The sequence below is a fragment of the Agrococcus versicolor genome (assembly GCF_039531815.1).
Classification (GTDB): Bacteria; Actinomycetota; Actinomycetes; order Actinomycetales; family Microbacteriaceae; genus Agrococcus; species Agrococcus versicolor.
The window spans coordinates 364,260-389,240 of record NZ_BAAAQT010000005.1 but is presented as its reverse complement, the minus strand read 5'-3'; the positions used below and the strand labels follow the sequence as shown (position 1 = coordinate 389,240).

21 protein-coding genes and 1 riboswitch are annotated in these 24,981 nt (G+C 72.2%); of the genes, 4 read left to right on the top strand and 17 right to left on the bottom strand.

The window, feature by feature from the left end; all coding sequences use genetic code 11:
* From ABD249_RS04680 to ABD249_RS04670, 3 genes are all read right to left on the bottom strand, one after another.
* Positions 1 to 1,146: an ABC transporter permease gene (locus tag ABD249_RS04680; RefSeq protein WP_344340899.1), complete on the bottom strand. Its 1,146-nt coding sequence runs from the start codon at positions 1,144 to 1,146 to the stop codon at positions 1 to 3.
* Positions 1,147 to 1,149: 3 nt separating this feature from the next.
* Positions 1,150 to 2,718, bottom strand: a complete 1,569-nt coding sequence (locus ABD249_RS04675) for an ABC transporter permease (RefSeq protein WP_344340896.1) — start codon at positions 2,716 to 2,718, stop codon at positions 1,150 to 1,152.
* A 130-nt stretch (positions 2,719 to 2,848) separates the two neighbouring features.
* Positions 2,849 to 4,681 carry an ABC transporter family substrate-binding protein gene (locus ABD249_RS04670; protein ID WP_344340894.1) on the bottom strand — a complete coding sequence of 611 codons (1,833 nt, stop codon included), beginning with the start codon at positions 4,679 to 4,681 and terminating at the stop codon, positions 2,849 to 2,851.
* Between the two features lie 237 nt (positions 4,682 to 4,918).
* On the opposite strand from ABD249_RS04670, the gene ABD249_RS04665 reads away from it, so the two are divergent.
* Positions 4,919 to 5,311 (top strand): thiol-disulfide oxidoreductase DCC family protein, encoded by a 393-nt coding sequence (locus ABD249_RS04665; RefSeq protein ID WP_344340891.1) that lies wholly within the window; start codon positions 4,919 to 4,921, stop codon positions 5,309 to 5,311.
* Positions 5,308 to 6,117, top strand: a complete 810-nt coding sequence (locus tag ABD249_RS04660) for a CPBP family intramembrane glutamic endopeptidase (RefSeq protein ID WP_344340888.1) — start codon at positions 5,308 to 5,310, stop codon at positions 6,115 to 6,117. Before ABD249_RS04665 ends, ABD249_RS04660 begins: the two co-directional genes overlap by 4 nt.
* A gap of 3 nt (positions 6,118 to 6,120) precedes the next feature.
* On the opposite strand, the gene ABD249_RS04655 is transcribed toward ABD249_RS04660, so the two are convergent.
* The 10 genes from ABD249_RS04655 to ABD249_RS04610 all read right to left on the bottom strand — a co-directional run bounded on the left by ABD249_RS04655 (position 6,121) and on the right by ABD249_RS04610 (position 18,557).
* A complete protein-coding gene (locus ABD249_RS04655; RefSeq protein WP_344340885.1) occupies positions 6,121 to 7,890 on the bottom strand; it encodes an ABC transporter substrate-binding protein in 1,770 nt (589 codons plus the stop codon).
* A 102-nt stretch (positions 7,891 to 7,992) separates the two neighbouring features.
* Positions 7,993 to 10,818 carry an aminomethyl-transferring glycine dehydrogenase gene (gcvP, locus tag ABD249_RS04650; protein WP_344340881.1) on the bottom strand — a complete coding sequence of 942 codons (2,826 nt, stop codon included), beginning with the start codon at positions 10,816 to 10,818 and terminating at the stop codon, positions 7,993 to 7,995.
* Entirely contained in the window at positions 10,818 to 11,174 is a 357-nt protein-coding gene (gcvH, locus tag ABD249_RS04645; RefSeq protein WP_344340878.1) for a glycine cleavage system protein GcvH, read from the bottom strand. The genes gcvP and gcvH overlap by 1 nt, the downstream gene beginning before the upstream one ends.
* Positions 11,171 to 12,283: a glycine cleavage system aminomethyltransferase GcvT gene (gcvT, locus tag ABD249_RS04640; RefSeq protein ID WP_344340875.1), complete on the bottom strand. Its 1,113-nt coding sequence runs from the start codon at positions 12,281 to 12,283 to the stop codon at positions 11,171 to 11,173. Before gcvT ends, gcvH begins: the two co-directional genes overlap by 4 nt.
* Positions 12,284 to 12,334: 51 nt before the next feature.
* Positions 12,335 to 12,423: riboswitch (glycine riboswitch) on the bottom strand.
* 40 nt (positions 12,424 to 12,463) lie between these two features.
* The gene (gene mnhG, locus ABD249_RS04635) at positions 12,464 to 12,799 is read right to left on the bottom strand and encodes a monovalent cation/H(+) antiporter subunit G (RefSeq protein WP_344340872.1); all 336 of its coding nucleotides are present in this window, start codon (positions 12,797 to 12,799) and stop codon (positions 12,464 to 12,466) included.
* Positions 12,796 to 13,083, bottom strand: a complete 288-nt coding sequence (locus tag ABD249_RS04630; RefSeq protein WP_344340869.1) for an MrpF/PhaF family protein — start codon at positions 13,081 to 13,083, stop codon at positions 12,796 to 12,798. The genes mnhG and ABD249_RS04630 overlap by 4 nt, the downstream gene beginning before the upstream one ends.
* The gene (locus ABD249_RS04625) at positions 13,080 to 13,625 is read right to left on the bottom strand and encodes a Na+/H+ antiporter subunit E (protein ID WP_344342521.1); all 546 of its coding nucleotides are present in this window, start codon (positions 13,623 to 13,625) and stop codon (positions 13,080 to 13,082) included. Before ABD249_RS04625 ends, ABD249_RS04630 begins: the two co-directional genes overlap by 4 nt.
* A complete protein-coding gene (locus ABD249_RS04620) occupies positions 13,625 to 15,121 on the bottom strand; it encodes a Na+/H+ antiporter subunit D (RefSeq protein WP_344340866.1) in 1,497 nt (498 codons plus the stop codon). Before ABD249_RS04620 ends, ABD249_RS04625 begins: the two co-directional genes overlap by 1 nt.
* A complete protein-coding gene (locus tag ABD249_RS04615) occupies positions 15,121 to 15,672 on the bottom strand; it encodes a Na(+)/H(+) antiporter subunit C (protein WP_344340863.1) in 552 nt (183 codons plus the stop codon). The genes ABD249_RS04620 and ABD249_RS04615 overlap by 1 nt, the downstream gene beginning before the upstream one ends.
* Complete coding sequence (locus tag ABD249_RS04610) at positions 15,669 to 18,557, bottom strand: Na+/H+ antiporter subunit A (RefSeq protein WP_344340860.1); 2,889 nt, start codon at positions 18,555 to 18,557, stop codon at positions 15,669 to 15,671. Before ABD249_RS04610 ends, ABD249_RS04615 begins: the two co-directional genes overlap by 4 nt.
* Positions 18,558 to 18,784: 227 nt before the next feature.
* Here ABD249_RS04610 and ABD249_RS04605 point away from each other — a divergent pair, with 227 nt between their 5' ends.
* On the top strand, positions 18,785 to 19,384 hold the full coding sequence (locus ABD249_RS04605) for a hypothetical protein (RefSeq protein WP_344340857.1): 600 nt from the start codon (positions 18,785 to 18,787) through the stop codon (positions 19,382 to 19,384).
* 24 nt (positions 19,385 to 19,408) lie between these two features.
* Here the strand turns inward: ABD249_RS04605 and ABD249_RS04600 are convergent, their stop codons facing one another.
* Positions 19,409 to 19,888 carry a glutathione peroxidase gene (locus ABD249_RS04600; protein WP_344340856.1) on the bottom strand — a complete coding sequence of 160 codons (480 nt, stop codon included), beginning with the start codon at positions 19,886 to 19,888 and terminating at the stop codon, positions 19,409 to 19,411.
* Positions 19,889 to 19,928: 40 nt separating this feature from the next.
* Positions 19,929 to 21,509 carry an APC family permease gene (locus ABD249_RS04595; RefSeq protein ID WP_344340853.1) on the bottom strand — a complete coding sequence of 527 codons (1,581 nt, stop codon included), beginning with the start codon at positions 21,507 to 21,509 and terminating at the stop codon, positions 19,929 to 19,931.
* A gap of 78 nt (positions 21,510 to 21,587) precedes the next feature.
* Between ABD249_RS04595 and ABD249_RS04590 the strand changes: the two genes are divergently transcribed.
* Positions 21,588 to 22,691 carry an LOG family protein gene (locus ABD249_RS04590; protein ID WP_344340851.1) on the top strand — a complete coding sequence of 368 codons (1,104 nt, stop codon included), beginning with the start codon at positions 21,588 to 21,590 and terminating at the stop codon, positions 22,689 to 22,691.
* A gap of 21 nt (positions 22,692 to 22,712) precedes the next feature.
* Here the strand turns inward: ABD249_RS04590 and ABD249_RS04585 are convergent, their stop codons facing one another.
* On the bottom strand, positions 22,713 to 23,447 hold the full coding sequence (locus ABD249_RS04585; RefSeq protein ID WP_344340848.1) for a hypothetical protein: 735 nt from the start codon (positions 23,445 to 23,447) through the stop codon (positions 22,713 to 22,715).
* A gap of 42 nt (positions 23,448 to 23,489) precedes the next feature.
* Positions 23,490 to 24,974, bottom strand: coding sequence for an MDR family MFS transporter (locus ABD249_RS04580; protein WP_344340846.1), 1,485 nt, complete (start codon positions 24,972 to 24,974; stop codon positions 23,490 to 23,492).
* Between the last annotated feature and the right edge of the window lie 7 nt (positions 24,975 to 24,981).

The following is a 24,981-nucleotide window of genomic DNA, read 5'->3' as shown; positions in this document are numbered from 1 at the left end:
CTAGCGACCCGTCGCGGGGTCGTCCCCGCGCACGATGGGCGGCTCGTCGCCGTCGGGGCCGCCCGCCTCGGCGGGCGTCTCGTCGACCACGGTGCCGTGCGCTCCCGCATGCGCGGGATCGTCCGACTCGTGACCGCGCAGCACCGCGGCGTCGGCCGCGACCTTCGCCCGGCGACGCATGGCGCGCTCGCTCGGCATGCGCTTCTGGCGCGGGTCGAACGCGTCGCGCAGGCCGTCGCCGATGAAGTTGATGCAGAGCGCGATGATGATGATGAACAGGCCGGGCCACCAGAACAGCCACGGCCGCGTCTGGAACGCGGTCTGGTTGTCGGAGATCACGAGGCCGAGCGAGGTGTCGGGCGCGCGCACGCCGTAGCCGAGGTACGACAGCGCCGTCTCGGCGAGGATCGCACCGGCCATGAGCAGCGTCGTGTTGACGATGATGACGCCGATGGCGTTCGGCAGGATGTGCTTGAAGATGATGCGGCCGTTCGAGGCGCCCGCGACGCGGGCGGCGTCGACGAACTCCCGCTCGCGCAGCGACAGGAACTCGCCGCGCACGAGCCTCGCGAGGCCCGTCCACGAGAACAGCCCGAGCACGAGGCCGAGCACGGCGGCGCCGAGGTTGCCGAACGCGGCACCGATGACGGCGCCGGCGATGATGAACGGGATCGTGATGATCACGTCGGTGAACCGCATGATGAGCGAGTCCACCCATCCGCGGAAGAAGCCCGACAGCGAGCCGAGCACGATGCCGATCGCGGCGCCGATGATGCCGACGATCACCATGATCATGAGCGACTGCTGCGTGCCGCGCATCACGACGGCGAAGATGTCGTGCCCGACGGTGTCCTGGCCGAAGGGGTGCTGCGCCGAGGGCCGCCCGCCGTCGACGACCGGCGGGATCTCGTTCCAGTTGTACTGCCACCATCCGGGGATGCGCAGGCCGAACAGCGAGATGCCGACGGACGTGAACGCCAGGAGGATGACGAGGACGAGGACGATCATCGACGTCACGGCGCCGATGTGGCGGAAGAACCGCTTGCGGACGATCTGCCCCTGGCTGAGGCCCTCGACCTCCTTCAGCTCGAGGTTCGACTCGGCGTCGGTGGCGTGGGGCTCTGAGGGCTGGGTCTGGAGGGTCATGGGTCAGCTCACCCGGATCCGGGGGTCGAGGGCCGCGTAGGCCAGGTCGGCGATGAGGTTGAACAGCAGCGCGAGCGCTCCGGTGACGATGAAGAACGCCATCACCGGATTCGGATCCGTCTGGTTCAACCCCGTCTGGAAGAGGGTGCCCATGCCGTTCCACCCGAACACGCGCTCCGTGATCACCGCGCCGCCGATGAGGCCGGCGATGTCGAAGGCGATGATCGTCGCGATCGGGATGAGCGCGTTGCGGAAGGCGTGGCGCACGACGACGGTGCGCTCGGTGAGGCCCTTGGCGCGCGCCGTGCGGATGTAGTCCTGGTTGAGCACCTCGAGCAGCGAAGCGCGCGTGTAGCGCGTGAAGCCGGCGAACGAGATGAGCAGCAGCGCGATCGACGGCAGCAGCAGGTGCGTGAGGGTGTCGAGGCTGATGACCCAGAACGAGCCCTCGATGTTCGGCGTCGAGGCGCCGATCGTCGCGATCGGGCGTCCGCGGATGCGGCCGGACTCCGAGTACGGCTGCCAGACCTGCTGGATGCGATCGACGACGATGACGAAGCCCGACAGGAACGCGACCCAGCCGCCGACCTTCATGGCCTGCGAGCGCTGCTCGCCGCCGAAGAGCCAGCCGATGCCGACGCCGACGAGCACCGTGACGACCGCGAGGAGCAGCAGGAACGGGATCGACATGACGAAGACGGACGGGTTGAGCAGCGTGTACTGCAGCGGCACGTAGAGCACGATGCCGAGCACCGCGACCGCGAGGCCGACGACGAGCGGGCGCTTGCGCTTGAAGCCGGCGAGGATCGCGGTCACGCCGAAGGCCGCCGCGAGCATGAAGCCGCCCACGAGCACGAGCGTGAGGTCGGCGCTGCCGATGCGGAAGCGCGGGTCGAGGAACCAGCCGGTCGTGCTCATGTAGAGCAGCACGCCCGCCGTCGCGACGGCGGAGATGCCGAACGTCGCGGCTCGACGCTTGAGGTCGCCGCCGATGAGCGACGCCCAGATGAGGCCGGTCACCACCGTGAAGATCGCGATGAACACCGGGGAGATCGCCCCGCCGTCCTGCAGGAAGTCGTTGAGCCCGATGGCGCCGAACTCCTTGAGGAGGACCGCGACCCAGAAGATCGGGAGCGAGAAGAACAGGAACGACACGAACGTGATGCCGTAGTCGTAGGCGCTGTACTGCCGCAGGGCCGTCGTGATGCCGATCACGATGCCGAGGATGATCGCGACGACGTTCGAGATGGTCACGAGCTGGATGGTCTGCCCCATCGCAGCCTCGAGCAGCACGACGACGGGCTGCTGCTGGATCGTGAATCCGAAGTCGCACTGGCCGATGAAGCAGCCGCCGATGCCGCTGAGCCAGATGAAGTACCGCAGCGGAGGCGGCACGTCGAGGTTGAGGAGGCGGATGCGCGCCTCGATGAGCTGCTGGATGTTCGGCGCCTGGCTCCCGCGCAGGTCCTCGAGCGGGTCGCCGGAGAAGGCGACCATGTTGTACACGAGGAAGGTCGCGGCGAGCAGGATGAGGATCGCCGCGATCAGGCGCCGGATGATGAAGGTCGCCATGGAGGCCTCTCTGTTGGAGAGATTTCTGGAAGATCACGCGAAGAGGCGCTGGGCTGCGGGGGCAGCCCAGCGCCTCCCCGTATAGGCGTCAGACCCTAGCAGGGGCCGTCACCTGTGGTGGTACGTCGAGTCAGGACTCGTCGACGTTGCTCTCCGTCGGCTCCCAGTCCCAGATGTTCCAGAAGATCGTCGGTGCGAGCGGGGCCGGGTCGAGACCCGTGATCCGGTCGCTCCAGGCCGAGACCGCCGGGAACTGGAAGATGGTGAGGCCGAAGGCGTCCTCGATGAGGATGCGGTCGATCTCCTGCTGCAGGCGGATCTGCTCGGCCGGGTCGGCCTCGCCGTTCAGCTGCGCGACGACGTCGTCCATCTCCGGGTTGGAGTAGAACGACATGTTGTTGATGCCGTCGGTCGAGAAGTTCGGGCCCGAGGACGCGACGCCGAGCGACGTGGACTGCCATCCGAAGAGCGATGCGTCGTAGGCACCGGGCGTGCCGAGGAGGCCACCCCACTCGGGGCTCGAGCAGTCGGTCAGGTTCCAGCCGGCGAGGGCTGCGGACTGCTGCATGAGCTGGAACTCCTGCACGCGGCGGGGGTTCGTCGATGCGAACAGGAGGCAGACCTCGGTGCCCTCGGCGAGACCGGCCTGCTCGCGCAGGGCGATCGCCTGGTCGATGTCGACCTCTGCGTACGCGTCGACGCCCGAGTTCGCGACCGACTCGTCGTAGCCCTCGGCGCCCGGCAGGAACACCGCGGAGTCGCGGATGGTCGCCTCGGGGTTCAGCGGCACGATGAGGGTGTCGACGATCTCCTGGCGCGGGATCGTGTACAGGAACGACTGGCGAGCCTCGAGCGACGAGAATACGCCCGGGTTGCGGCTCTGGTCGAACTGCAGGTCGACGTGCTCGTACGTCGCGTCGTCGCCGTACTGCACGGTGACGCCGTCGAGCGAGTCGAGCTGCTGGCGCACGTCGGCCGTGGCCTGCGGTGCGATGACGTCGACGTCGCCGTTCTGCAGCGCCTGGACGGCTGCGAGCGGGTCGGTGATGAAGCGCACCGTGACCTGCTCGACCTGCGGCTGGTGGTCGCCCACGTAGTTCTCGTTGGCCGAGAGCGTGATGTAGTCGTTCAGCACGAAGTCGGTGATCTGGTACGGGCCGGAGGCCACGAGGATCGACTCGTCGTCGGGCATCTCGGTGAAGTTGAAGCCCGTGTTCCAGAAGTCGGCGATCGCGGCGAGGTCGGCGGTGTCGCCGTCCTGGATGGCTGCGACGACGGCGTCCTTGGCCTCCTGCGGGTCCTCGATGCCGAGGGCCTGCTGGCCGATGACGTGCGCGGGGAGGCCGGCCTGGAAGGCGAGCTCCCAGTCGACGTAGAACGAGGAGTAGTTCAGCTGCACGCCGCGGCCGTCCTCGTTGATCTCGGGGACCTCCTGGACGAGGCCGAGGCCCTCGGTCGGCGATGCGCCGGAGTCGAAGAAGACGGTGTCCTCGGGGAACTGCGTCGTGAACTCGCCGGTCTCGGGGTCCTGGAACTCGGCGGGGTCGAAGTCCTCGGTGTTGTAGAAGCCCGAGAGCGCCGCCCAGTTGAGGAGCATGTCGGCGGAGTCGACGGCGACGCCGTCCGACCACTGCACGCCCTCGGCGACGGTGTACTGCACCTGGAGGGGGTCCTCCGAGACGAGCTCGTACGAGCCGAACGACTCGTCCTGCTGCAGCTCGGGGGTGGCGTCGTAGAAGTTGAACCCCCCGTACGTCATGTAGTTGATGTTGTTGTTCGCCGTGGCGTTGCCGAACGACGTGCTGCCGTTGGCAGAGAAGAAGGGCTGGTTCCACGCGACCGTGATCGACGAGCCCTCGACGATCTCCTCGCCCGAACCCCCGGGGGTGGGGGTGCAAGCGGAGAGCACGAGCGCGCCGGCGACGAGCGCGGCACCTCCCGCTGCGAATCGATTGATTCTCACTGTTCCTCCTGTGCAGGGTGGGCGCACGACATCGGCCGCGCATCCGTGATTGCCCCCAGCGTAGGGATGGGTGACGAACGCCTGTGACTCATGTCGCCGATCGTTACCAAGGCGTATCCGAACGACCGGCTCCGGCAGGGGGACAGCGCAGCATCGTTGCGTGCGGCGCCAGGTTCGCGCGCGTCTCGCGCGGCAGCGGCGCTCCGATGCAGCGCGATGCGCGCGTAGACTGGGGCCGTGCGCCCAGCCCTCCTCGTGTTCGACGGCGACTGCGGCTTCTGCACGACGAGCGTCGATCGCCTCCGCGCCCTCCTCCCCCGCTTCCCCGAGGCGCGACCGTGGCAGCGCGTCGACCTCGACGAGCTCGGCCTCTCGCTCGACGACGTCACCACCTTCGCGTGGCTCATCGACCGCGAGTCCGGCAGGCGCTGGCACGGAGCGCAGACCTTCGCCGCCCTGCTCTCCGGGCAGCGCGGCGCGCTCCCCCGCATGATCGGCGGCGCGCTCGCGGCCCCCGGGCTCCGGGTCGTCGCGGCGCGCGGCTACGACTGGGTGTCGGCGCATCGCCACCGGCTGCCCGGCGGCACGCCCGCCTGCGCGCTGCCGGAGCCGCCGGCGTCAGCGTCGTGACGACGACCGCGCCCGCGCGCGCGTGGCTCCCGACCGTCGACCCCCTCGAGGGATCCCGCCGCTCCCGCTGGGTCGAGATCGCCTGCGTGCTGCTCGTCTCGCTCGGCGCGAGCGCGATCTGGTCGATCATCCAGCTCGCCGACATCGCGACGCGTCCCGACCCCATCGGCGAGCAGGTCGTCTCGCTCAACCCGACGCGCAGCGACCGCGCATGGCTCGACCTGCTCTACCAGCTCACGGGCCACCTGCTCGACCTCGTGCCCGTCGTCCTCGTGTGCTGGCTCCTCTGGCGCTCCCGCCGGCCGCATCTCGCGCGCCTCGGCATCACGTTCGACCGTCCCGGTCGCGACCTCGGCGCCGCCGCGGGCCTCCTGCTCGTCGTCGGCATCCCGGGACTGGCGATCTTCGCCGCCGGCCGCGCCCTCGGCGTGACGGCCGCCCTCGCGCCGAGCCCCCTCGACGCGCAGTGGTTCACGGTGCCGATCCTCCTGCTCGCGGCGTTCCGCGCGGGCGTCACCGAGGAGGTCATCGTCATCGGCTACCTCTTCGAGCGCCTGCGGAGCCTCGGCTGGGGCCGGTACCGCATCATCGTCGCCGCCGCGGTGCTGCGCGCGAGCTACCACCTGTACCAGGGCGTGGGCGGCTTCGTCTCGAACCTGCTGCTCGGCCTGCTGTTCGGCTGGCTCTACACGCGCTTCGGCAGGCTGCTGCCGCTCGTGATCGCGCACATCCTCATCGACGTCGTCGCGTTCGTGGGGTACCCCGCCGCCGCCGCCGCGTGGCCGGCGCTCTTCGGGCTCGACTGACCCCTACTCCTCCGCCTCGGGCAGCGCCCACTGCGGCAGATCCCACGTGAGGCGGGCGAGGGGACCGTTGCGCGGCTGCACGCCCTCGACCCCGGGGGCGACGACGTCGGCCACGATGACGTTCGACAGCGGCAGCACGACGCCCTGCGACACGATCGACGTCTCGACGGCCACGAGGTCGTCGCGCACGTCGTTCGCCTCCGTCCGCACGCCCGACGAGGCGATGGCCTCGTCGCGATCGGCGGCGCCGACGCCCGTGAGGTTCGCCGATCCGCCCGTGCCCCACTGCGCCGCGACCTCCTCGGCCGTCGTCGGCAGCGCGACGGCGGCGATCACGACGTCCCACCCGCCCTCGGCGATCCGTGCGTCGACGTCGTCGGCGCCGCAGTCGGCCACGGCCCAGCCGGACTCCCCCATGCCGCCGGCGAGCGCCGCGAACGCGCGCGCGGCGTACGGCTCGTCGCGGTCGTACACGACGCACACGGCCGTGCCCGCCGGCACGCCCGCCTGCTCGCGCTCGGCGGCGGCGAGCTCGTCGTCGGACGTGCCCCACGCCGCCTGGAAGCCGGCGTCCTCCTGCACGATGCCGTAGCCGTCGCTGCCGGTGGGGAAGAGCACGGAGTCGGTCGTGCCCATGCGGTCGCCCCACGCGCCGCCCGCCGCCTCGATGACGTCGCTGCGCGGGATGGCGTGCAGGAGCGACTGGCGCGCGAGGGTCGACTGCAGCACGCCGCGGTCGCCGCGCAGCTGCAGCGTCCAGATGCTGCCGGTCTGCGTCGGCGTCAGCGTGAACTCGTCGCGCTCGAGGTCGCGGATCGTGACGAAGTTCTCCTCCGTCGGCACGACCTCCACCGCCTCGACGTCGGTGCCGACCGCGGTGAGCAGCCGATCCTCGGGGATCGCCGCGAGCTCGATCGTCTCGATCGTGGGCGTCGTGCCCGTGAAGCGACGGTTGGCCTCGAGCGTCACGCCGTCGTCGTCGATGCCCGTCACGACGTAGGGCCCGCTCGAGACGAGCAGCGCGGGATCGGTCGACGCGTCGACGTCGAAGCCGTCGTTCCACACGGCCGCGATCGCCGCGAGCCGCTCGGGGTCGGCGAGGTCGATGGCCTCGAGCACCGCCTGCTTCGCCTCCATCGGATCCTCGATGCCGAGGGCGAGCTGCCCGACGACGTGCGCGGGCACCGCGACCTGCAGCATCGTCTGCCAGTCCTGCACCGGACCCGTCAGCGGGATCTCGATCGCGCGCGCGAACTCGTCGACCTCGGGAGCGCCGTCGGCGAGCGCGAGCCCGGCCGGGTCGGCGACGTCGAACCATGCGACGTCGTCGGGCACGACGAGCTCGCCCGCCTCGTCGACGGCTGCGGCCGGGTCGAAGTCCTCCGGCGCGAGGGCGTTCGTGCCCGCCGCCCACGCCAGCAGCAGGTCGGCGGCGTCGAGCGGCACGCCGTCGGACCACGAGACGCCGTCGGCGACGTCGTAGCGGACGGCGAAGGGATCCTCGCGCGCGATCTCGACCGTGCCGAGGTCGCGGTGCTCGACGAGCGTGCCGTCGCCGCCGATCGAGGCGAACTGCGTGCGCGTCGCCGCGGCGACGTCCTGGTTCGCGGGGGTGTCGCCCGTGCGCGAGGCGACGTTGACGCTCGTGAGCTCGCCCTGCCACCCGATCGAGACCTCGGAGCCCTCGATGACGGATGCGGGCAGCGACGCGCCGCATGCCGAGAGCAGCAGGGTCGCGACGACGGCTGCTGCGAGCGGACGCGCACGGCGCATGGCCACCTCCGTGGGGGTCGAGCGGGGAACGGGTGCGCCTGCGATCCTACGGACGCACCCTGACGTCCCCTCCCAGTCGGCGATCGCGCGCCGTGCGCGCGATCAGTCGGCGAAGGCCTCCGGCGGCGGGCACGCGCACACGAGGTTGCGGTCGCCGAACGCCTGGTCGATGCGCGACACCGGCGGCCAGTACTTCGCGTGCTCGACGCCGGGCACGGGGAAGACCGCCTCCTGGCGCGAGTACGGGCGGTCCCAGTCGCGCACGATGCTGCCCGCCGTGTGCGGGGCGCGGCGCAGCGGGCTCTCCTCGAGCGTCCACTCCCCCGCGGCGACGCGCTCGGCCTCGGCCTTGATCGCGATCATCGCGTCGCAGAAGCGATCGAGCTCGGCGAGGTCCTCGGACTCCGTCGGCTCGACCATGAGCGTGCCCGCGACGGGGAACGACATCGTCGGCGCGTGGAAGCCGTAGTCGACGAGCCGCTTCGCGACGTCGTCGTTCGTGACGCCCGTCGCCTCCTTGAGCGGCCGCAGGTCGAGGATGCACTCGTGCGCCACGAGGCCGCTCGGGCCCGCGTAGAGCACCGGGAAGTGCTCGCGCAGGCGCGCGGCGACGTAGTTCGCCGCGAGGACCGCGGCGCCCGTGGCCGCCGTGAGCCCCTCGGTGCCCATCATCCGCACGTAGCTCCACGAGATCGGCAGGATCGAGGCCGAGCCCCACGGCGCCGCCGAGACCGGCAGCGCGCCCATCGTGAGGCCGTCGACCGTGATCGGCGCCGTGCGCGGATCCTGCGGCAGGAACTCGGCGAGGTGCGCCTTGGCCGCGACCGGACCGACGCCGGGCCCGCCGCCGCCGTGCGGGATGCAGAAGGTCTTGTGCAGGTTGAGGTGGCTCACGTCGCCGCCGACGTCGCCGAACGACGCGTGGCCGAGCAGCGCGTTGAGGTTGGCGCCGTCGATGTACACCTGGCCGCCCGCGCCGTGCACGACGTCGCAGACGCGGCGGATGCCCTCCTCGTAGACGCCGTGCGTCGACGGGTAGGTGATCATGAGCGCCGCGAGGCGGTCGCGGTGCGCCTCGACCTTGGCCTCGAGGTCGGCGATGTCGACGTCGCCGGACTCGTCGGTGGTCACGACGACGACCCGCATGCCCGCCAGCACGGCGGACGCGGCGTTCGTGCCGTGCGCCGAGGCGGGGATGAGGCAGACGTCGCGCGCCTCGTCGCCGCGGGAGCGGTGGTAGCCGCGGATGGCGAGGAGGCCCGCGAGCTCGCCCTGGCTGCCCGCGTTCGGCTGCAACGACACGACGTCGTAGCCCGTGAGGGCTGCGAGCCACGACGAGAGCTCGTCGATCATCGCGAGCGTGCCCGCGGCGTCGCCGACGGGCGCGTACGGGTGCAGCTCGGCGAACGCCGGCCACGTGACGGGCTCCATCTCGGTCGCGGCGTTGAGCTTCATCGTGCACGAGCCGAGCGGGATCATGCCGCGGTCGAGCGCGTAGTCCTTGTCGGCGAGCCGCTTGGCGTAGCGCATGAGCGACGTCTCGGACCGGTGCGTCGCGAAGACCTCGTGCGTGAGGAACGCGGTCGTGCGGGGCATCGCGATCGACGGCTCGACGGCACCGGCATCCGAGAGGTCGAGCGCGGCGAGGAGGTCGCCGATGCCGGTCTCCGCCCACACCTCGTCGACGCTCGCCTGCAGCGTGTCCTCGTCGACGACGTGCACGAGCACGCCGCGCGAGCGCGCCGTCTCGCCCGCCTGCCGCGCACGGCCCGGCAGTCGCAGGCGCACGGTGTCGAACACGTCGTCGTGCACGACCTCGACGCCCGCGGCGCGGGCGGCCGCCTGCAGCCGCAGCGCGGCGAGGTGGACGTCCTCTGCGATGCGGCGGATGCCGTCGGGGCCGTGGTAGACGGCGTACATGCCCGCCATGACGGCGAGCAGCACCTGCGCCGTGCAGATGTTGCTCGTCGCCTTCTCGCGGCGGATGTGCTGCTCGCGCGTCTGCAGCGTGAGACGGTACGCGGGGTAGTCGTCGGCGTCCTTCGAGACGCCCACGAGCCTGCCGGGCATCTGCCGCTCGAGGCCCGAGCGCACGGCGAGGTAGCCGGCGTGCGGCCCGCCGAAGCCCATGGGCACGCCGAAGCGCTGCGTCGAGCCGACGGCGATGTCCGCGCCGAGCTCGCCGGGCGACTCGACGAGGGCGAGCGCGAGCAGGTCGGCGCCGACGACGACGACGCCGCCGTCCGCCTTCACGGCGTCGATGACCGCGCGCGGATCCCACACGCGTCCCGACGCCCCGGGGTACTGCACGAACGCGCCGAAGACGTCGACGCCGGTGGGCGCCTCGCCCTCGCGCAGCGCCGTCTCGTGCAGCGCGATGCCGACGGCCTCGGCGCGATGCCGCAGCAGCGCCTTCGTCTGCGGCAGCGCGTCCGCATCGACGAGGAAGACGTTCGAGGAGGCCTTCGACACGCGTCGTGCCAGGAGCATGCCCTCGACGACCGCCGTCGACTCGTCGAGCATCGACGCGTTCGCGGTGTCGAGGCCCGTGAGGTCGGAGACCATCGTCTGGAAGTTGATGATCGCCTCGAGGCGACCCTGCGAGATCTCCGGCTGGTACGGCGTGTAGGCCGTGTACCAGGACGGGTTCTCGAGGATGTTCCTGCGGATCGGGGCGGGCGTGATGGTGCCGTGGTAGCCGAGGCCGAGCGCGCTGCGGCGCACGGTGTTGCGGCCGGCGAGCTCCGCGAGCCGCTCGGTCGCCTCGCGCTCGGTGAGCGCGGCGCCGATGCCCTCGGGCGTCGAGCGGATGCCCGCGGGCACCGCCGCCTCCATGAGCGCCTCGAGCGAGTCGTGGCCGAGCAGCCGCAGCATCGTCTGCTGCGCGCTCGCCCCCGTGCCGATGTGGCGGTCGCGGAACGCCCGCATCAGGAGAGCGTGGCCTGGTAGGCGGCCGCGTCGAGCAGCTCGGGCTCCGATGCGAAGCGCACCTTCACGAGCCAGCCGGCGCCCTCGGCGTCCTGGTTCACGAGGGTCGGGTCGCTCGCGACGTCGTCGTTGACCTCGACGATCTCGCCGTCGGCGGGTGCGAAGAGCTCGCCGACCGACTTCGTCGACTCGATCTCGCCGAGCGCCTCGCCCGCGGCGAAGGTGCGGCCGACGGCGGGGAGGTCGACGTACACGACGTCGCCCAGCTGCTGCTGCGCGTGGTCGGTGACGCCGATGACGTGGACGTCGCCCTCGGCGCGCACCCACTCGTGATCTGCGGTGTACTGCGTGGTCATGCTCGCTCCTGACGGCGGTAGAAGGGAAGGTCGACGATCGAGACGGGGATGCGCGTGCCGCGCACGTCGATGGCGAGCGAGCCCGAGTGGCCCGGGCGCACGAGCGCCATCGCGATGGGGTGGCCGAGGGTCGGCGACAGCGCGCCGGAGGTGACGACGCCGACCTCGGCGTCGCCGTCGACGACGGCGTAGCCGGCACGGCCGGCACGGCGGCCCTCGGCGACGAGGCCGACGAGCACGGGGGCGTCCTCGGCGGGACCGGCCTCGACGGCCTCCCGTCCGACGAACGCGCCCTTCGTCCGCAGCGCGACCGAGCGGCCGACGCCGACCTGCGCCGGCAGCGTGTCGACCGACAGCTCGTGGCCGTACAGCGGCATGCCCGCCTCGAGGCGCAGGGTGTCGCGTGCGGCGAGGCCGCACGGCACGAGGCCGAGCGGCGCGCCGACGCGCACGAGCGCATCCCACAGGTCCTCGGCGGCGTGCGCGGGCACGTAGAGCTCGAAGCCGTCCTCGCCCGTGTAGCCCGTGCGGGCGACGAGCACGTCCTCCCCCTCGAAGATCGCCTCGACGACGCGGTAGTAGCGCAGCTCGTCGAGCGGCTCCGACTCGAGGCCGATCGCCTCGACGATCGCCTGCGACGCCGGACCCTGCACCGCGACGAGCGCGATCTCCTCGGTCTCGTCGACGACCGTGGCGTCGAAGCCCGCGACGCGCTCGGCGAGCGCCGCGACGACGACGTCGCGGTTGCCGGCGTTCGCGACGACGAGCCACTCGGTCTCGCCCAGGCGGTAGACGATGAGGTCGTCGAGGATGCCGCCGGACTCGGCGAGCAGGAGGGTGTAGCGCGCCTGCCCGTGCTCGAGCGCCGACAGGCGGCCGGAGAGCGCGTGGTCGAGGAACGCCCCGGCCTCCGCGCCGCGCACGCGCAGCTCGGCCATGTGGCTGAGGTCGAAGAGCCCCGCGCGCTCGCGCACCGCGGCGTGCTCGGCGAGGTCCGAGCCGTAGCGCAGCGGCATCATCCAGCCGCCGAACTCGGTGAGCTGCGCGCCGGCGGCGACGTGTCGCGCCTCGAGCGGCGTCTGCAGCGGGGTCGCGTGGGACGGGGGCATGAGTCCTCCGGGGTCGGGACTCCCCCTCAGTCGCGGAATGCTCCTGAGCGGCCTGCGCATGCGGTCTTCGGACCTGAGAGGTTGGCGGGGAGTGCTTGCTCCTTCGGTGTCGCGCGAGGCGACTCTTCCGCATGGGCTGCGACGGCCGGGTTCTGCAGTTGTGCCTCGATCGTAGCCGACTCAGTCGGTCGTCTCGTCCTCGATGATCAGGTCGCGCCGATACTGCCGCGCGCGGTACGCGCTGCGCGCGATCATCTGGCTCGCGACGGGCGCCGTGAGCAGCTGCAGCAACGCCACGAGCAGCAGCATCCCCGTCGCGGCGGGCTGCTGCAGCTCGAGCGCGAGGCCGACGGCGAGCATCGCGATGCCGAGCGTCTGCGGCTTCGACGCCGTGTGCATGCGTCCGAGGGCGTCGGGCAGGCGCAGCACGCCGAAGGCGGCGATGGCGGTGAAGACGGCGCCGAGCAGGATGAGCACCGCGCCCGCGATGGTCATGGCGTCGGAGATCCCGCTCATCCCTGGTCCTCCTCGCTGCGCACCGTGCTCGTGCGGCCGGCGACGAAGCGCGCCATCGCGACGGTGCCGGCGAAGGCGACGAGCGAGATCGCGAGCATGACGGGCACGGTGTACGAGTGCTGCGACACCGCGGCCTCGATCGCGAGGGCGCCCACGACGACGGCGACGAGCACGTCGGTCGCGATGACGCGGTCGATGGGCGACGGTCCGCGCACGAGGCGGACGATGGCCATGACGGCGCTGGCTGCCAGCAGCACCCCCGCGGCGACGAGGACCCACATCATGCGGCCACCTCCTGCTGGTAGCGGTCGCGCTCCTCGCGGGAGGCGAACGCGCGCACGAGCAGCCGCTCGGCGTCGCGCACCTCGCGTCTGGCCTTGTCGATCGACTCCGCGCTCGCCGCGTCGAAGACGTGGAGCGTGAGCTCGCTGCGCTGCAGCTCGACGACGATCGACCCGGGGATGAGCGAGACGACCTCGACGGTCATCGCCTGCACGAACGCGCTGTCGGTGTGGAGCGGCACGCGGATGAGGGCGTGCTGCACGGGCTTGTGCACGGAGAGGACGCCGATCGACAGCTCGACGCTCGCGCGCACGAGGCCGACGCCGATCCAGGCGAGCAGCCGCACGAGCGCCACGGGACGGAAGCGCTCCATCTCGGGCACGTCCGGCAGCGGGAAGGCGAGCTGCACCGTGAGCGCGACGACGAGCCCGAGCGCGAGCGTGCCGATCGCCGCGTCGCCCCAGAGGACGGCCCAGACGAGCGTGAGGCCGATCGTCGCCGTCCAGGAGAGCCGCGCCCTGACGCGGGAGTGCATGCGTCGCATCACGGGATCGCCTCCTCGACGGCCTCGACGTACGCGCCGTCGCGCAGGTCGTGCGCCGCGTCGGTCGCGAAGCTCGACAGCGGGCCCGCGACGACCGTGATGGCGCACGTCACGGCGACGAGCGCGCCGGCCGTGACGAGCCAGCTCGCCGGCAGCCTGCGGTGCTTCGCGTCCTGCTCGCGCGCGGGCTCCCAGAACGCGCGGTGCCACACGCGGATGATGGCGAGCAGCGTCAGCAGGCTGACGGCGATGCCGCCGAACACGAGCGCGTACGCGAGCGGCGTGCCCACGTCGATGCCCGCCTGGATGAGCGCGACCTTGCCGAGGAAGCCCGAGAACGGCGGCAGGCCGGCGAGGTTGATGGCCGGCACGAAGAAGAGCACGGCCAGCACCGGGATCGACGCGAGGCCGCCGATCTTCGACATCGACGTCGAGCCGCCCGCGCGCTCGATGAGCCCGACGACGAGGAAGAGCGCCGTCTGGATGAGGATGTGATGGGCGACGTAGAAGATGGCGCCGGCCATGCCCGCCTCGGTCGCGAGCCCGATGCCGAGCACCATGTAGCCGATGTGGCTCACGAGCGTGAACGACAGCAGTCGCTTGATCTCGTTCTGCGCGAGCGCGCCGAGGATGCCGACGACCATGGTGGCGAGCGCCGCCCACAGCAGGAGGTCGGTGAGCGGGCTGTCGGGGAAGAAGAGCGTCTGCAGGCGGATGATCGCGTACACGCCGACCTTCGTCAGCAACCCGGCGAACACCGCCGTGACCGACGCGGGCGCCGTCGGATACGAGTCGGGCAGCCACGACGACAGCGGGAAGATCGCGGCCTTCACGGCGAAGACCGTGAGCAGCAGCAGCTGGATCGTCAGCTGCAGCCCCTCGCCCAGCTCGCCGAGGCGCTCGGACATCTGGGCGAAGTTCACGGTGCCGACCGCGGCGTACACGATGGCGATCGCGAGCAGGAACAGCGTCGACGAGACGATGCTCACGACGATGTACGTGCTGCCGGCGCGCACGCGCTCGCGCGGGGCGCCGAGCGTCAGGAGCACGTAGGAGGCGAAGAGGAGGATCTCGAACCCGACGAACAGGTTGAAGAGGTCGCCGGCGAGGAAGGCGTTCGCGACGCCCGCCGAGAGCACGAGGTACGTGGGGTGGAAGATCGACACCGGCGCCTCGGTGGTGCCGGCGTCCTGGTCCTGCCTCGTGGCGAAGACGAGCACCGTGATCGTGACGATGCTCGACACGAGCACCATGAGCGCCGAGAGCCGGTCGGCGACGAGCACGATGCCGAGGCCCTCGGGCCACGCGCCGACCCACAGCACCTGCGGACCGGTCGTCGAGAACGCGACGAGGAACGCCGCGACGACGAGCACGGCCGAGAGCGACGTCGCCGAGACGATGCGCTGCACGCGCGGGCTGCGCGGGAAGCACAGCGCGACGCCCGCGCCGATGAGCGGCAGCAGCACGGGCAGCGGCACGAGGTTGGCGGCGTCCATCAGCCCCTCCCGTCCGGGTCGATCGCGCCCTGGGGCTCGTCCTCGAGCAGCGGCTCGGGCAGCTCGGGCTCCTCGGTGTCCGGCACGTCGCGCGGGTCGACCTCCTCGGGCGAGAGCTCGGGCGACTGCACGCCGCCGGACTCCGTGTCGTCGTCGACGCCGGGCCGCTCGGCGAACGACGCGCTCGTGAGGTCGGCGTCGGCGCGGCGGCGCACGAGCGCGTCCTCGACGTCGTCCGCGACCTCGTCGTGCCCGTCGAGCTGGAACGAGCGGTACGACAGGGCGAGCATGAACGCGCTCGCCGCGAGCGAGATGACGATGGCCGTGAGCACGAACGCCTGCGGCAGCGGATCGGAGATCTCGGCGGCGCCCTCGCCGATGATGGGCGAGCGGCCCGCGGCGCCGCTCGCGACGAGGAACAGCAGGTTGACGCCGTTGCTCGCGAGGATGACGCCAGCGAGGATGCGCAGGATCGATCGCTCGAGGATGAGGTAGACGCCGCACGCGAGCAGCGCGCCGCCGGCGACGACGAGTGCGAGGCTCGGGATCATCGCGAGTCCCCCGTCTCGACGCGGTCGGACGACGCGATCGGCACGGGCGCGAGGCCCTGGCGGACCTGGACGTCGATGCCGGCGCCGAGGCTGCGGACGAAGTCGAGCATGGCGCCGATCACGATGAGGTACACGCCGACGTCGAACACGACGGTCGTCACGAGGTAGGACTCGCCGAGGATCGGCAGGTCGAGGTCGATGCGGTACGACTCGCCGATGCGACCGCCGACGAGCACGGGCCAGAGCATGCTCGCGACCGCCGTCGCCATGCCGACGCCGAGCAGGCGCCCGGCGTCGAACGGCGCGGCGTTCGCGAGCTCGTCGCGCCCGGCGGCGAGGTAGCGCAGCGCGAACGCGATGCCGCCGACGAGGCCGCCCGCGAAGCCGCCGCCCGGCAGGTTGTGGCCGACGAGCAGCAGGTAGAGCGACACCACGATCATCACGGGGAAGATGAGGCGCGTCATCATCTCGAGCACGGGCGCGGCGTCCTCGGCGCTGATGCCCTGCGCGCCGCGCAGGAAGGCGCCCGAGCGCTCCGTGCCGGTGTCGGGGCGGCCGCGGTCGCCGCGGAGCGTGCCGCGCGGGTCGGCGGAGCGCGTGCGGATGAAGATGAGGCTCGCGACGCCCGTCGCCGCCACGAGCAGCACGGCGATCTCGCCCAGGGTGTCCCACGCGCGGATGTCGACGAGCGTGACGTTCACGATGTTCGAGCCGTAGCCGAAGTCGTACGCGCGGTCGTAGAAGCGGTCCGAGATGGGGATGGCGACGCGGGCGCCGGCGGCCGCGACCGTGACGAGCGAGGCGACGGCGCCGACGCCGATCGCGAGGGACGCGCGCAGCCAGCGCGCGGAGCGCACCGGACGGTCGGTGAAGTACTTCGGCTGCCTGCGCAGCACGAGCACGAGCAGCACGAGCAGCACGGTCTCGCACAGCACCTGCGTGAGGGCGAGGTCGGGGGCGCCGTGCAGCAGGAACAGCACGGCGACGCCGTAGCCGACGACCGACAGGAGCATGAAGGTCTTGAGGCGGCCACGGGTGTTGGCGGCGAAGATCGCGGCGACCGTGATGGCGATCGCGACGGCGAGCTGCCCGATGCCGTCGGCGACGCGCACCTCCTGGAGGAAGGCGCCGCTCGCGACCACGACGACGCCCGGCAGGGCGACGACCGTGAGGAGGATGGCCGAGACGTGGAGCGGGAGCGAGCCCGTCTGCGTCCGGCCGGTGAGCTCGACCGCGAGCCGGTCGATGCCGCGGATCATGCCGCGGAAGCCCTGCTCGAGCGGGTCGCGGTCGTCGACGTCGCCGAGCCTGCGGCCGAACGCGAACCAGATGCCGACGCCGACGGCGAGCGCGGCGAGGGTGAGCACGAGGGGCAGGGTCACGCCGTGCCACAGCGCGAGGTGCTCGACGTCGTCGGCGGCGATCGCCGGCGCGAAGGCGGGCTCGAGCAGCGCCGTCACGGCGTCGCCGGCGAAGCCGAGCGCGAGCCCGGTGGCCGCGAGCGCCACGGGGAAGGCCACGATGGGCCAGGCGGCGGGCGACGACGTCGTCTCGGCGTCGCGGCGCGCGCCGAGGAAGAGCGACACGACGAAGCGCAGGGTGTACGCGGCCGTGAGGGCCGCGCCGGCGGCGATGGCCACGAGGCCGACGACCCCGACCCACGCGTCGACGCCCGGGTCGAGCCCGGCGAGGTGCAGCGCCTGCTCGGCCGCCGCGAGGCCCGACTCCTTCGCCACGAACGCGAGCGCGGGCGGCACGCCCGCCATGGCGGCCGCCGCGACGATCGCCGCGGCGGCGAGCACGGGATGCTCGCGCCCGATGCCGCCGAGCCTGCGCAGGTCGCGCGTGCCGTAGGTGCGGTCGACGACGCCGACGACCATGAAGAGCGCCGCCTTGAACATGGCGTGGGCCGCGAGCATCGCGAGGCCGGCGAGCATCGCCTGCGCCGTGCCGATGCCGAGGATCGTGATGAGGAGGCCGAGCTGGCTCACGGTGCCGTGCGCGAGCAGCACCTTCGCGTCGACCTGTCGCAGCGCCCGCACGGCGCCGAGCAGCATCGTCGCGGTGCCGAGCACGAGCAGCGCCGGGCGCCACCACGGCAGGTCGGCGAAGGCCGGCGTGAGCACCGCGACGAGGAAGACGCCCGCCTTGACCATCGCGGCGGCGTGCAGGAACGCCGACACGGGCGTCGGCGCCGCCATGGCGCCCGGCAGCCAGAACTGGAACGGCACGATCGCCGACTTCGCGAGCGCGCCGACGACGGCGAGCGCGATGCCGACGGACGCGACGGCCGTGTGCGGCGCATCGGCGACGACGGCCGCGAGCGAGAGGGACCCCGCCTCGTGGCCCACCATGAGCACGCCGACGAGCAGCGCGAGCCCGCCGATCGTCGTCACGACGAGGGCGGAGTGCGCCGCGATGCGGTTCTTGCGGACGTGGTGGTTGAGCCCGACGAGCAGGTAGCTGAAGACGGTCGTGAGCTCCCAGAAGACGGCGAGCAGCACGAGGTCGTCGGAGAGGACGAGGCCGAGCATGCTGCCGGCGAAGCCCGTGAGGAGGCCGACGGTGCGCGGCGCGAGCGTCGCCGAGCGGAAGTACCAGGCGCAGTACGCGAAGATCAGCGCGCCGACGCCCGTGACGACCATCGCGAGCAGCCACGCGGGCGGCGTGAGGCGGAGGTCGAGCGCGATGTCGAGCGTCGGCATCCACTCGAGGCGCTCCTGCGCGACGACGCCGGCGGCGACCGCGGGCACCTGCAGCGCGAACCACACGGCGCCGACGGCGCTGAGCGCGGCGGGGATGAGGAAGACCCATCGGCCGATGGTGCGGGAGAGCATGCTCGCGCCGATCGCCACGAGGGCGTATGCGGCGACGAGTGCAAGCACGGCGGCCTCTCTCCGCGCCCAGATGGCGCGGTGGGGTCGGAGTGTCCTCCCAGCATACCGTCAGGGCATGCGTGCCCGCGGCCTCCGGAGCGGGTGCGACCACGCCGAGGACGAACGCCCCCGACGCGTGGATGCCCCCCTCGGGGTGACGCCGAGCCGAGGTCGGGTCTGGCCTCGCGGCCTGCTGGGGCCTACGCTGCGGTCATCCTCCGAGGAAGGAGTGCGCGATGACGCACCGCAGCCCCATCCGTCGCAGCCTCGCCGTCGGCGTCGTCGCGCTCGCCGGCGCAGCCCTGGTCGGCTGCATCCAGCTGCCGCAGGCGGCGCCGGTCGCGAGCCCGCCGCCCGCCGCCTCCGAGCCCGCCCCCGCCTCGAGCGCCCCCGTCTCGGACGCCCCCGCCGAGCCGACGCAGAGCGAGGAGGCCGAGCCCACGAGCGACGGCCTCGGGCCGTTCACCGTCGACGACGGCGCGGGCGACACCTGGACGTACACGGTCACCGGCTACGAGCTGCCGACGCAGATCCAGTCCGGCACCGTGCCCGAGGGCATGGAGGCCGTCTCGCTCGTGCTCGACGCCACGCACGACGACGGCAGCGCGTCCTTCAGCACGTGCTTCGAGGTGCAGGTCGTCACGGCCTCCGGCACGTACAGCACGAGCGACCCCGCGTCGCTCGCCGTCACGGCCGTCGACGACGTGTACGCCGCGAGCGACTCGTTCACCCAGGGCCGCGCCATCGTCGTCGTCCCCGCGGGCACGACCGAGGGATCGTTCGTCGTCACGTCGCGCTTCGGCGACGACGTGCGCGAGTTCCCCTTCTCGGAGTAGCGGCGCGAGCGGGTGCCGCGGCCGTCAGGCCGCGAGCGCCCGCTCGACGTCGGCCGCGATGTCGCGGGGCTCGACCGTGGGCGCGTAGCGCTTCAGGACGGAGCCGTCGCGGCCGACGAGGAACTTCGTGAAGTTCCACTTGATCGCGTCGCCGAGGATGCCGCCCTGCTCCTTGCGGAGCCAGCGGAACAGCGGGTGCGCGTCCTTGCCGTTGACGGCGACCTTCGCCGAGAGCGGGAAGCTGACGCCGTAGTTCACCTGGCAGAACTCGGCGATCGCCGCGTCGTCGCCCGTCTCCTGCTTGAACTGGTCCGAGGGGCAGCCGAGCACGACGAGGCCCTGGTCGCCGAAGCGGCGGTGCAGCTCCTCGAGGCCCTCGTACTGCGGGGTGAAGCCGCACGACGACGCCGTGTTGACGACGAGCACGACCTTGCCCGCGTAGTCGGCGAGCGCCTGCTCGGTGCCGTCGTTCCTGGTGATGGTGAAGTCGGCGATCGTCGTCATGGCGTCAGCCTGGTCCTGCATCCTCTGCGTCCGCTATGCGTCACGACGTCGAGTCGGCGTCGACGCTCGCGGCGGGATGCGCGAGCTCGATCGGGCCGAGCGCGGCGGTCGCGACCTCCTGCGACACCGACTCGCCACCGCGCCGCGAGAAGAACGCACGGCCCTCGCCGAGGTACCACAGCACCATGAGCACGATGCCGGCGAGGAAGAGCGCGATCGCGATCGCGAGGGGGGCGCCGACGCCGAGGATGGGCGTGCCCGAGTACGACGCCTCCGGGTCGGCCTGCTCGATCACGGCGGCCACGAGCAGCACGAGCAGGGTCACGGCACCCACGGCCGGCCCGAGGCCGACGAGCAGGAAGCCGCGAACGCTGCGCGTGAGGGCGTGCCGCCAGTAGACGACGCAGGCGATGCCGGTGAGCGCGTAGTAGAAGGCCACGACGATCGACAGCGCGGTGAGCGAGTCGAAGAGGAAGTTCTCGCTCACGATCGACGCCCCGACGTACCAGACGATCGCGACGATGCCGATGACCCACGTGCCGAAGGCCGGCGTCTCGAACCGCTCGTGCACCTTCGCGAACGCCTTCGGGAACGCCCCCGCGACCGCCATCGACAGCGACGTGCGCGACGCGGGCAGGATCGTCGTCTGCGTCGAGGCGAGCCCGGACACGATGATCGACAGCACGAGGATCCAGCCGAACGGCCCCATGACCTGGCTCGCGACCGCCCCGAAGAGGCCGGCGTCGTCGTCGTAGGCCTCGACGGTCGACAGCCCGGCGACGCCGATGATCGCGATGGCCGTCGTCACGTAGGTCACGAGCAGCAGCACCGTCGAGACGATGCCCGCGAGGCCCGGCGACGTCGAGGAGTCCTTCGACTCCTCCGACAGGTTGACCGCCGACTCCCAGCCCCAGTAGATGAAGACGCCGAGCAGCATGCCCGCGATGAGGCCGCTCGGCTCGACGCCCACGGGGTTCAGCCAGTCGAGCGAGAACGTGGGCGCATCGGCCGCGACGTCCCCCGAGGCCATCGCAGCGATGCCGAGCCCCGCGAACAGCAGCACGGCGCCCACCTGCACGAGCACCATCACGCGCTGCACGGCGGCCGAGAGCTCGGTGCCGAGGACGCAGATGAGCGTCATGACCACGATGATGACGACCGCGAGCGCCACGACGATCCACCGGGTGTCGCGCAGGTCGTCGAGGCCGACGATGTCGAGCAGGTAGTAGGCGGAGACGTCGGCCTGGGCGCCGATGACGAGCACGCCCGTCGTGAAGATCGCCCAGCCGCCCATCCATCCCACCCACGGGCCCATGGCGCGCGTGACCCAGGAGAACGTCGTGCCGCAGTCCTGGTCGGCGCGGTTCATGTACGAGAAGGCGCCGGCGATGAGGAGCATGGGGACGAAGGAGACGAGCAGCACCGCGGGCGCCTTGACGCCGACGATCACGACGATCGAGCCGAGCACGGCCGCGAGCGAGTACGCCGGCGCCGTCGAGTCGAGGCCGATCGCGAGGCCGTCCCAGAAGCCGATCGCGTCGGGCTTGAGGCCCTTGTCGCGTCGCTCGGCGGGTGCGTGCCGCCCCGGCGTCGTCGCGGTGGGCTCGTCGGGTGCCGACATCGGTCTCCTTCGCTCGTGAGGCGATTCTGCACCCTCGAGCCCGGCGGCCGGCACCGGCGGCGCGGCTAGGCTCGCGCCATGCAGTCGAGCACCGGGCGCATCGTCGACGTGGACTCCCTCGCGCAGCTCGACCGGCTGCTCGCGCGCGGCGCGCGCTCGATGGACGGCTGGCGGCTGCAGGACCTCGACCTGCGCGACCGGGACGACGCGCTCGCGGGCGTGGACCCGCAGGGCGCGGTGCTGCTCGGATGCGACCTCTCCCCCGAGCTGGAGGCGCGTCTCGTCGCAGGTGGGGCGCTCGTCTTCCGCGACGTGCCCGAGACGCCGTTCAACGCCTACCGGTCGACCCTCTACTCCCCCGACGAGCTGCTCGACGTGCCGCCCGAGCACCACGAGCGCAGCCTCGACGCCCGCGTCTACGCGTGGTCGCGCCAGCGCTCGCGCGACGTCGCGCACACGCTCGCGAGCGCCATGCACGACCACGCCATCGACGACGCGCTGACCGAGTGGGTGCGCGGCCGCCGGATCGTCGGGGTGATGGGCGGCCACCGCGTGCAGCGCGACGACCCCGCCTACCTCGACGCCGCACGCCTCGGCAGGGCGCTCGCGATCGCCGGGCGCACCGTCGCCACGGGCGGCGGGCCCGGGGCGATGGAGGCCGCGAACCTCGGCGGTCGCGCAGCCGGCGTCGACGAGGGCGTGCTCGCCGCTGCGGTGCGCATCGTCGCGACCGTCCCGACCTACGCGGGCGCGATGGCGGGGTGGCTGCGCACGGGCCTCGAGGCCCGCGCGCTGCTGACCTCGCCGTCCGACACCCTCGGCGTGCCGACGTGGCACTACGGGCACGAGCCGCCGAACCTGTTCCAGACCGCCGCGGCGAAGTACTTCCAGAACTCGGTGCGCGAGGACCTGCTGCTGCGCGTCGCGACCGCCGGCATCGTCGTGCTGCCCGGCGAGGGCGGCACGGTGCAGGAGATCTTCCAGGACGCCTGCGAGGTGTCGTACGCCGACGAGGCGTCGTGGACGCCGATCGTGCTCGTCGGCCGCGCCTACTGGACCGAGCGCTACCCCGCCTGGCAGCTGCTCGAGGCCGTCATGCGCGGCCGGCCGGGCGCGCAGGGCATCGTGCTCGTCGACTCGGTCGACGAGGCCGTCGAGCGGCTGCTCGCGCTCGAGCGCTGACGAGCGCTCGACGGGCGGCGGTCAGACCGTCGCCGTGCCGCGGCCGAGCGCGCCCGCGATGCGCTGCTCGATGTCGGCGGCCGTCGCGTCCGGCAGCACGATGAGCCCGTCGAGCTCCGCCCTCGCGCGGCGGTAGGCGCTCTGCCGCTCGGCGGCGGTCGCGGCGTCGTCGACCGCGATGCCCACGAGCATCCTCGCCGTCTGCAGCCTGCGACGCTCGGCGTCGGTGAAGTCGTGCTGCGCGCGCCTGCGCGCCTCGGCGAGCGCCGCCTCGAACGAGTCCTCGAACGCCTCCACCGCCTCGCGGTACTCGCGCGCGAGCGCCGCGTCGGGCTGCTCGTCGACCTCCGGCCGCAGCGCGTCGGCACGGCGCTTCGCCCGATGGAACTCGCGCGTGAGCGGCTCGCGCATGTCGGTCATGAGCGGGTAGTCGATGACCTTCGCGGCGTCGAGCTCGTGGTCGAGCCAGCGGCGCGAGACGGCGTCGTGGGCTGCGAGCGCCCGGTCGACGTCGCGGCGCACGATGGTCGGCGACGCCTCGTCGGCACGGCCCGGGGCGCTCGCGCCACCCGTGCCGACCGCGCCGCCCGCGACGACGCCGTGCTGCAGGCGCAGCCGCTCCATGCGCATCTCGTGGCGCTGCAGCCTGCCGCGCTCGAGCGAGTGGCCGACGCCCGCGACGCCGGCCCAGACGAAGCCGCCGAACGGGAAGACGAGCCACCAGTAGTCGCCGACGAGCGCGAGGAATCCGTCCACGCGCCGACCCTAGCGCCGCATCCTCCGCGCGCGGTGGGGTCGTCAGGCGTCGACGCGCTCCTGCGTCGGGTGGTCGAGGTCGGTCACGACGTCGTCGGGTCGACGCACCGTCGTGATGAGCACGATGCCGACGACCCAGAGCACCGCGGCGCCGAGGAACGCGAGCCGCGCACCGTCGACGTACGACTGCGCGAAGGAGGCGCCGGCCTCCTGCAGCGAGGCGGAGCGCGTCGCGAGCACGGTGACGAACAGCGCGGTGCCCGCGGCGCCGGCGACCTGCTGCACCGTCGACACCATGGCCGAGCCGGAGCCGTAGAGGCTGCGGGGCACCGAGCCGAGCGCGACGGTGAAGAGCACGGGGAAGGTCGCTGCGAACCCGAGGCTCATCGTCACGTGCAGCACGAGCACGAGCCAGAACGGGCTCTCGGCCGACAGGAACGTCGCGAAGCCCACGAGCGCCGCGAGCACGACGATCGAGCCGGGCACGAGCAGCACGCGCGGGCCGTGGCGGTCGTAGAGACGACCGACGACCGGGCCGAGCACGCCCATGAGCAGGGCGCCGGGCAGCGTCACGAGGCCGACGAGCAGCGAGTCGAGGCCGAGGGCGCGCTGCAGCACGAGCGGCAGCGCGATGATCGCGCCGAACATCGCCATCATCGCGATGGCCATGACGCCGAGCGCTCGCGAGAAGAGCGGGTAGCGGAAGGTGCGCAGGTCGAGCAGCGCCTCGTCGACGCGCTGCAGCACGCGCTGCCGCAGCACGAACGCCACGAGCGACGCGACGCCCACGACCGCCGCGAGCGGCAGCTCCCACGCCGGGGCCTCGACGTCGCCGATGAGCGCGAGCGCGTACACCGAGCCGCCGAAGCCGAGCGCGGCGAGCGGCACGGACGGCCAGTCGAGGCGAGCGGGCCGCACCTCCCCCACGTCGCGCAGGCGCGACAGCCCGACGACGGCGAAGCCCACCGCGATCGGCAGCACGACGATGAAGACGAAGCGCCAGTGGAGGTGCTGCAGGATGACGCCGGAGAGCGTCGGGCCGAGGGCGGGCGCGCACGCGATGACGAGCGACACGTTGCCCATCACGAGGCCGCGGAGCCCGGGCGGCACGAGCTCCATGACGGTCTTCATCATGAGCGGGAACACGATCGCCGTGCCCGCCGCCTGCACGATGCGACCGCCGAGCAGCATCCAGAAGCCGACCGACGCCGCCGCGATGATCGTGCCGAGCACGAACAGGCCCATCGCGAGCGCGTACGTCTGCCGCGTCGTGAGCCGCTGCTGGAGCCAGCCCGTGATGGGGATGACGACGGCCATCGTGAGCAGGAAGCCCGTCGTGAGCCACTGCGCGAGACGCTCGGTGATGCCGAGGTCGTCGATGATCGCGTCGAGCGCGACGTTCATCGCCGTCTCGTTGAGGATGACGACGAACGCCGACAGCAGGAGCACCGTGATGGTGACCTTGTCGGACGGCGCGAGCCGATCGGGCGAGGCCTGGGAGGTCGTGGGCGCGTGCGTGGATGCCATGGGGTGC

Bases quoted from the DNA above. Each gene is read 5' to 3' on its own strand.
- ABD249_RS04680 (WP_344340899.1), bottom strand. From the start codon at position 1,146: ATGACCCTCCAGACCCAGCCCTCAGAGCCCCACGCCACCGACGCCGAG.
- ABD249_RS04675 (WP_344340896.1), bottom strand. From the start codon at position 2,718: ATGGCGACCTTCATCATCCGGCGCCTGATCGCGGCGATCCTCATCCTG.
- ABD249_RS04655 (WP_344340885.1), bottom strand. From the start codon at position 7,890: ATGCGCCGTGCGCGTCCGCTCGCAGCAGCCGTCGTCGCGACCCTGCTG.
- gcvP (WP_344340881.1), bottom strand. From the start codon at position 10,818: ATGCGGGCGTTCCGCGACCGCCACATCGGCACGGGGGCGAGCGCGCAG.
- gcvH (WP_344340878.1), bottom strand. From the start codon at position 11,174: ATGACCACGCAGTACACCGCAGATCACGAGTGGGTGCGCGCCGAGGGC.
- gcvT (WP_344340875.1), bottom strand. From the start codon at position 12,283: ATGCCCCCGTCCCACGCGACCCCGCTGCAGACGCCGCTCGAGGCGCGA.
- mnhG (WP_344340872.1), bottom strand. From the start codon at position 12,799: ATGAGCGGGATCTCCGACGCCATGACCATCGCGGGCGCGGTGCTCATC.
- ABD249_RS04630 (WP_344340869.1), bottom strand. From the start codon at position 13,083: ATGATGTGGGTCCTCGTCGCCGCGGGGGTGCTGCTGGCAGCCAGCGCC.
- ABD249_RS04625 (WP_344342521.1), bottom strand. From the start codon at position 13,625: ATGCGACGCATGCACTCCCGCGTCAGGGCGCGGCTCTCCTGGACGGCG.
- ABD249_RS04620 (WP_344340866.1), bottom strand. From the start codon at position 15,121: ATGGACGCCGCCAACCTCGTGCCGCTGCCCGTGCTGCTGCCGCTCATC.
- ABD249_RS04615 (WP_344340863.1), bottom strand. From the start codon at position 15,672: ATGATCCCGAGCCTCGCACTCGTCGTCGCCGGCGGCGCGCTGCTCGCG.
- ABD249_RS04605 (WP_344340857.1), top strand. From the start codon at position 18,785: ATGACGCACCGCAGCCCCATCCGTCGCAGCCTCGCCGTCGGCGTCGTC.
- ABD249_RS04600 (WP_344340856.1), bottom strand. From the start codon at position 19,888: ATGACGACGATCGCCGACTTCACCATCACCAGGAACGACGGCACCGAG.
- ABD249_RS04595 (WP_344340853.1), bottom strand. From the start codon at position 21,509: ATGTCGGCACCCGACGAGCCCACCGCGACGACGCCGGGGCGGCACGCA.
- ABD249_RS04590 (WP_344340851.1), top strand. From the start codon at position 21,588: ATGCAGTCGAGCACCGGGCGCATCGTCGACGTGGACTCCCTCGCGCAG.
- ABD249_RS04580 (WP_344340846.1), bottom strand. From the start codon at position 24,974: ATGGCATCCACGCACGCGCCCACGACCTCCCAGGCCTCGCCCGATCGG.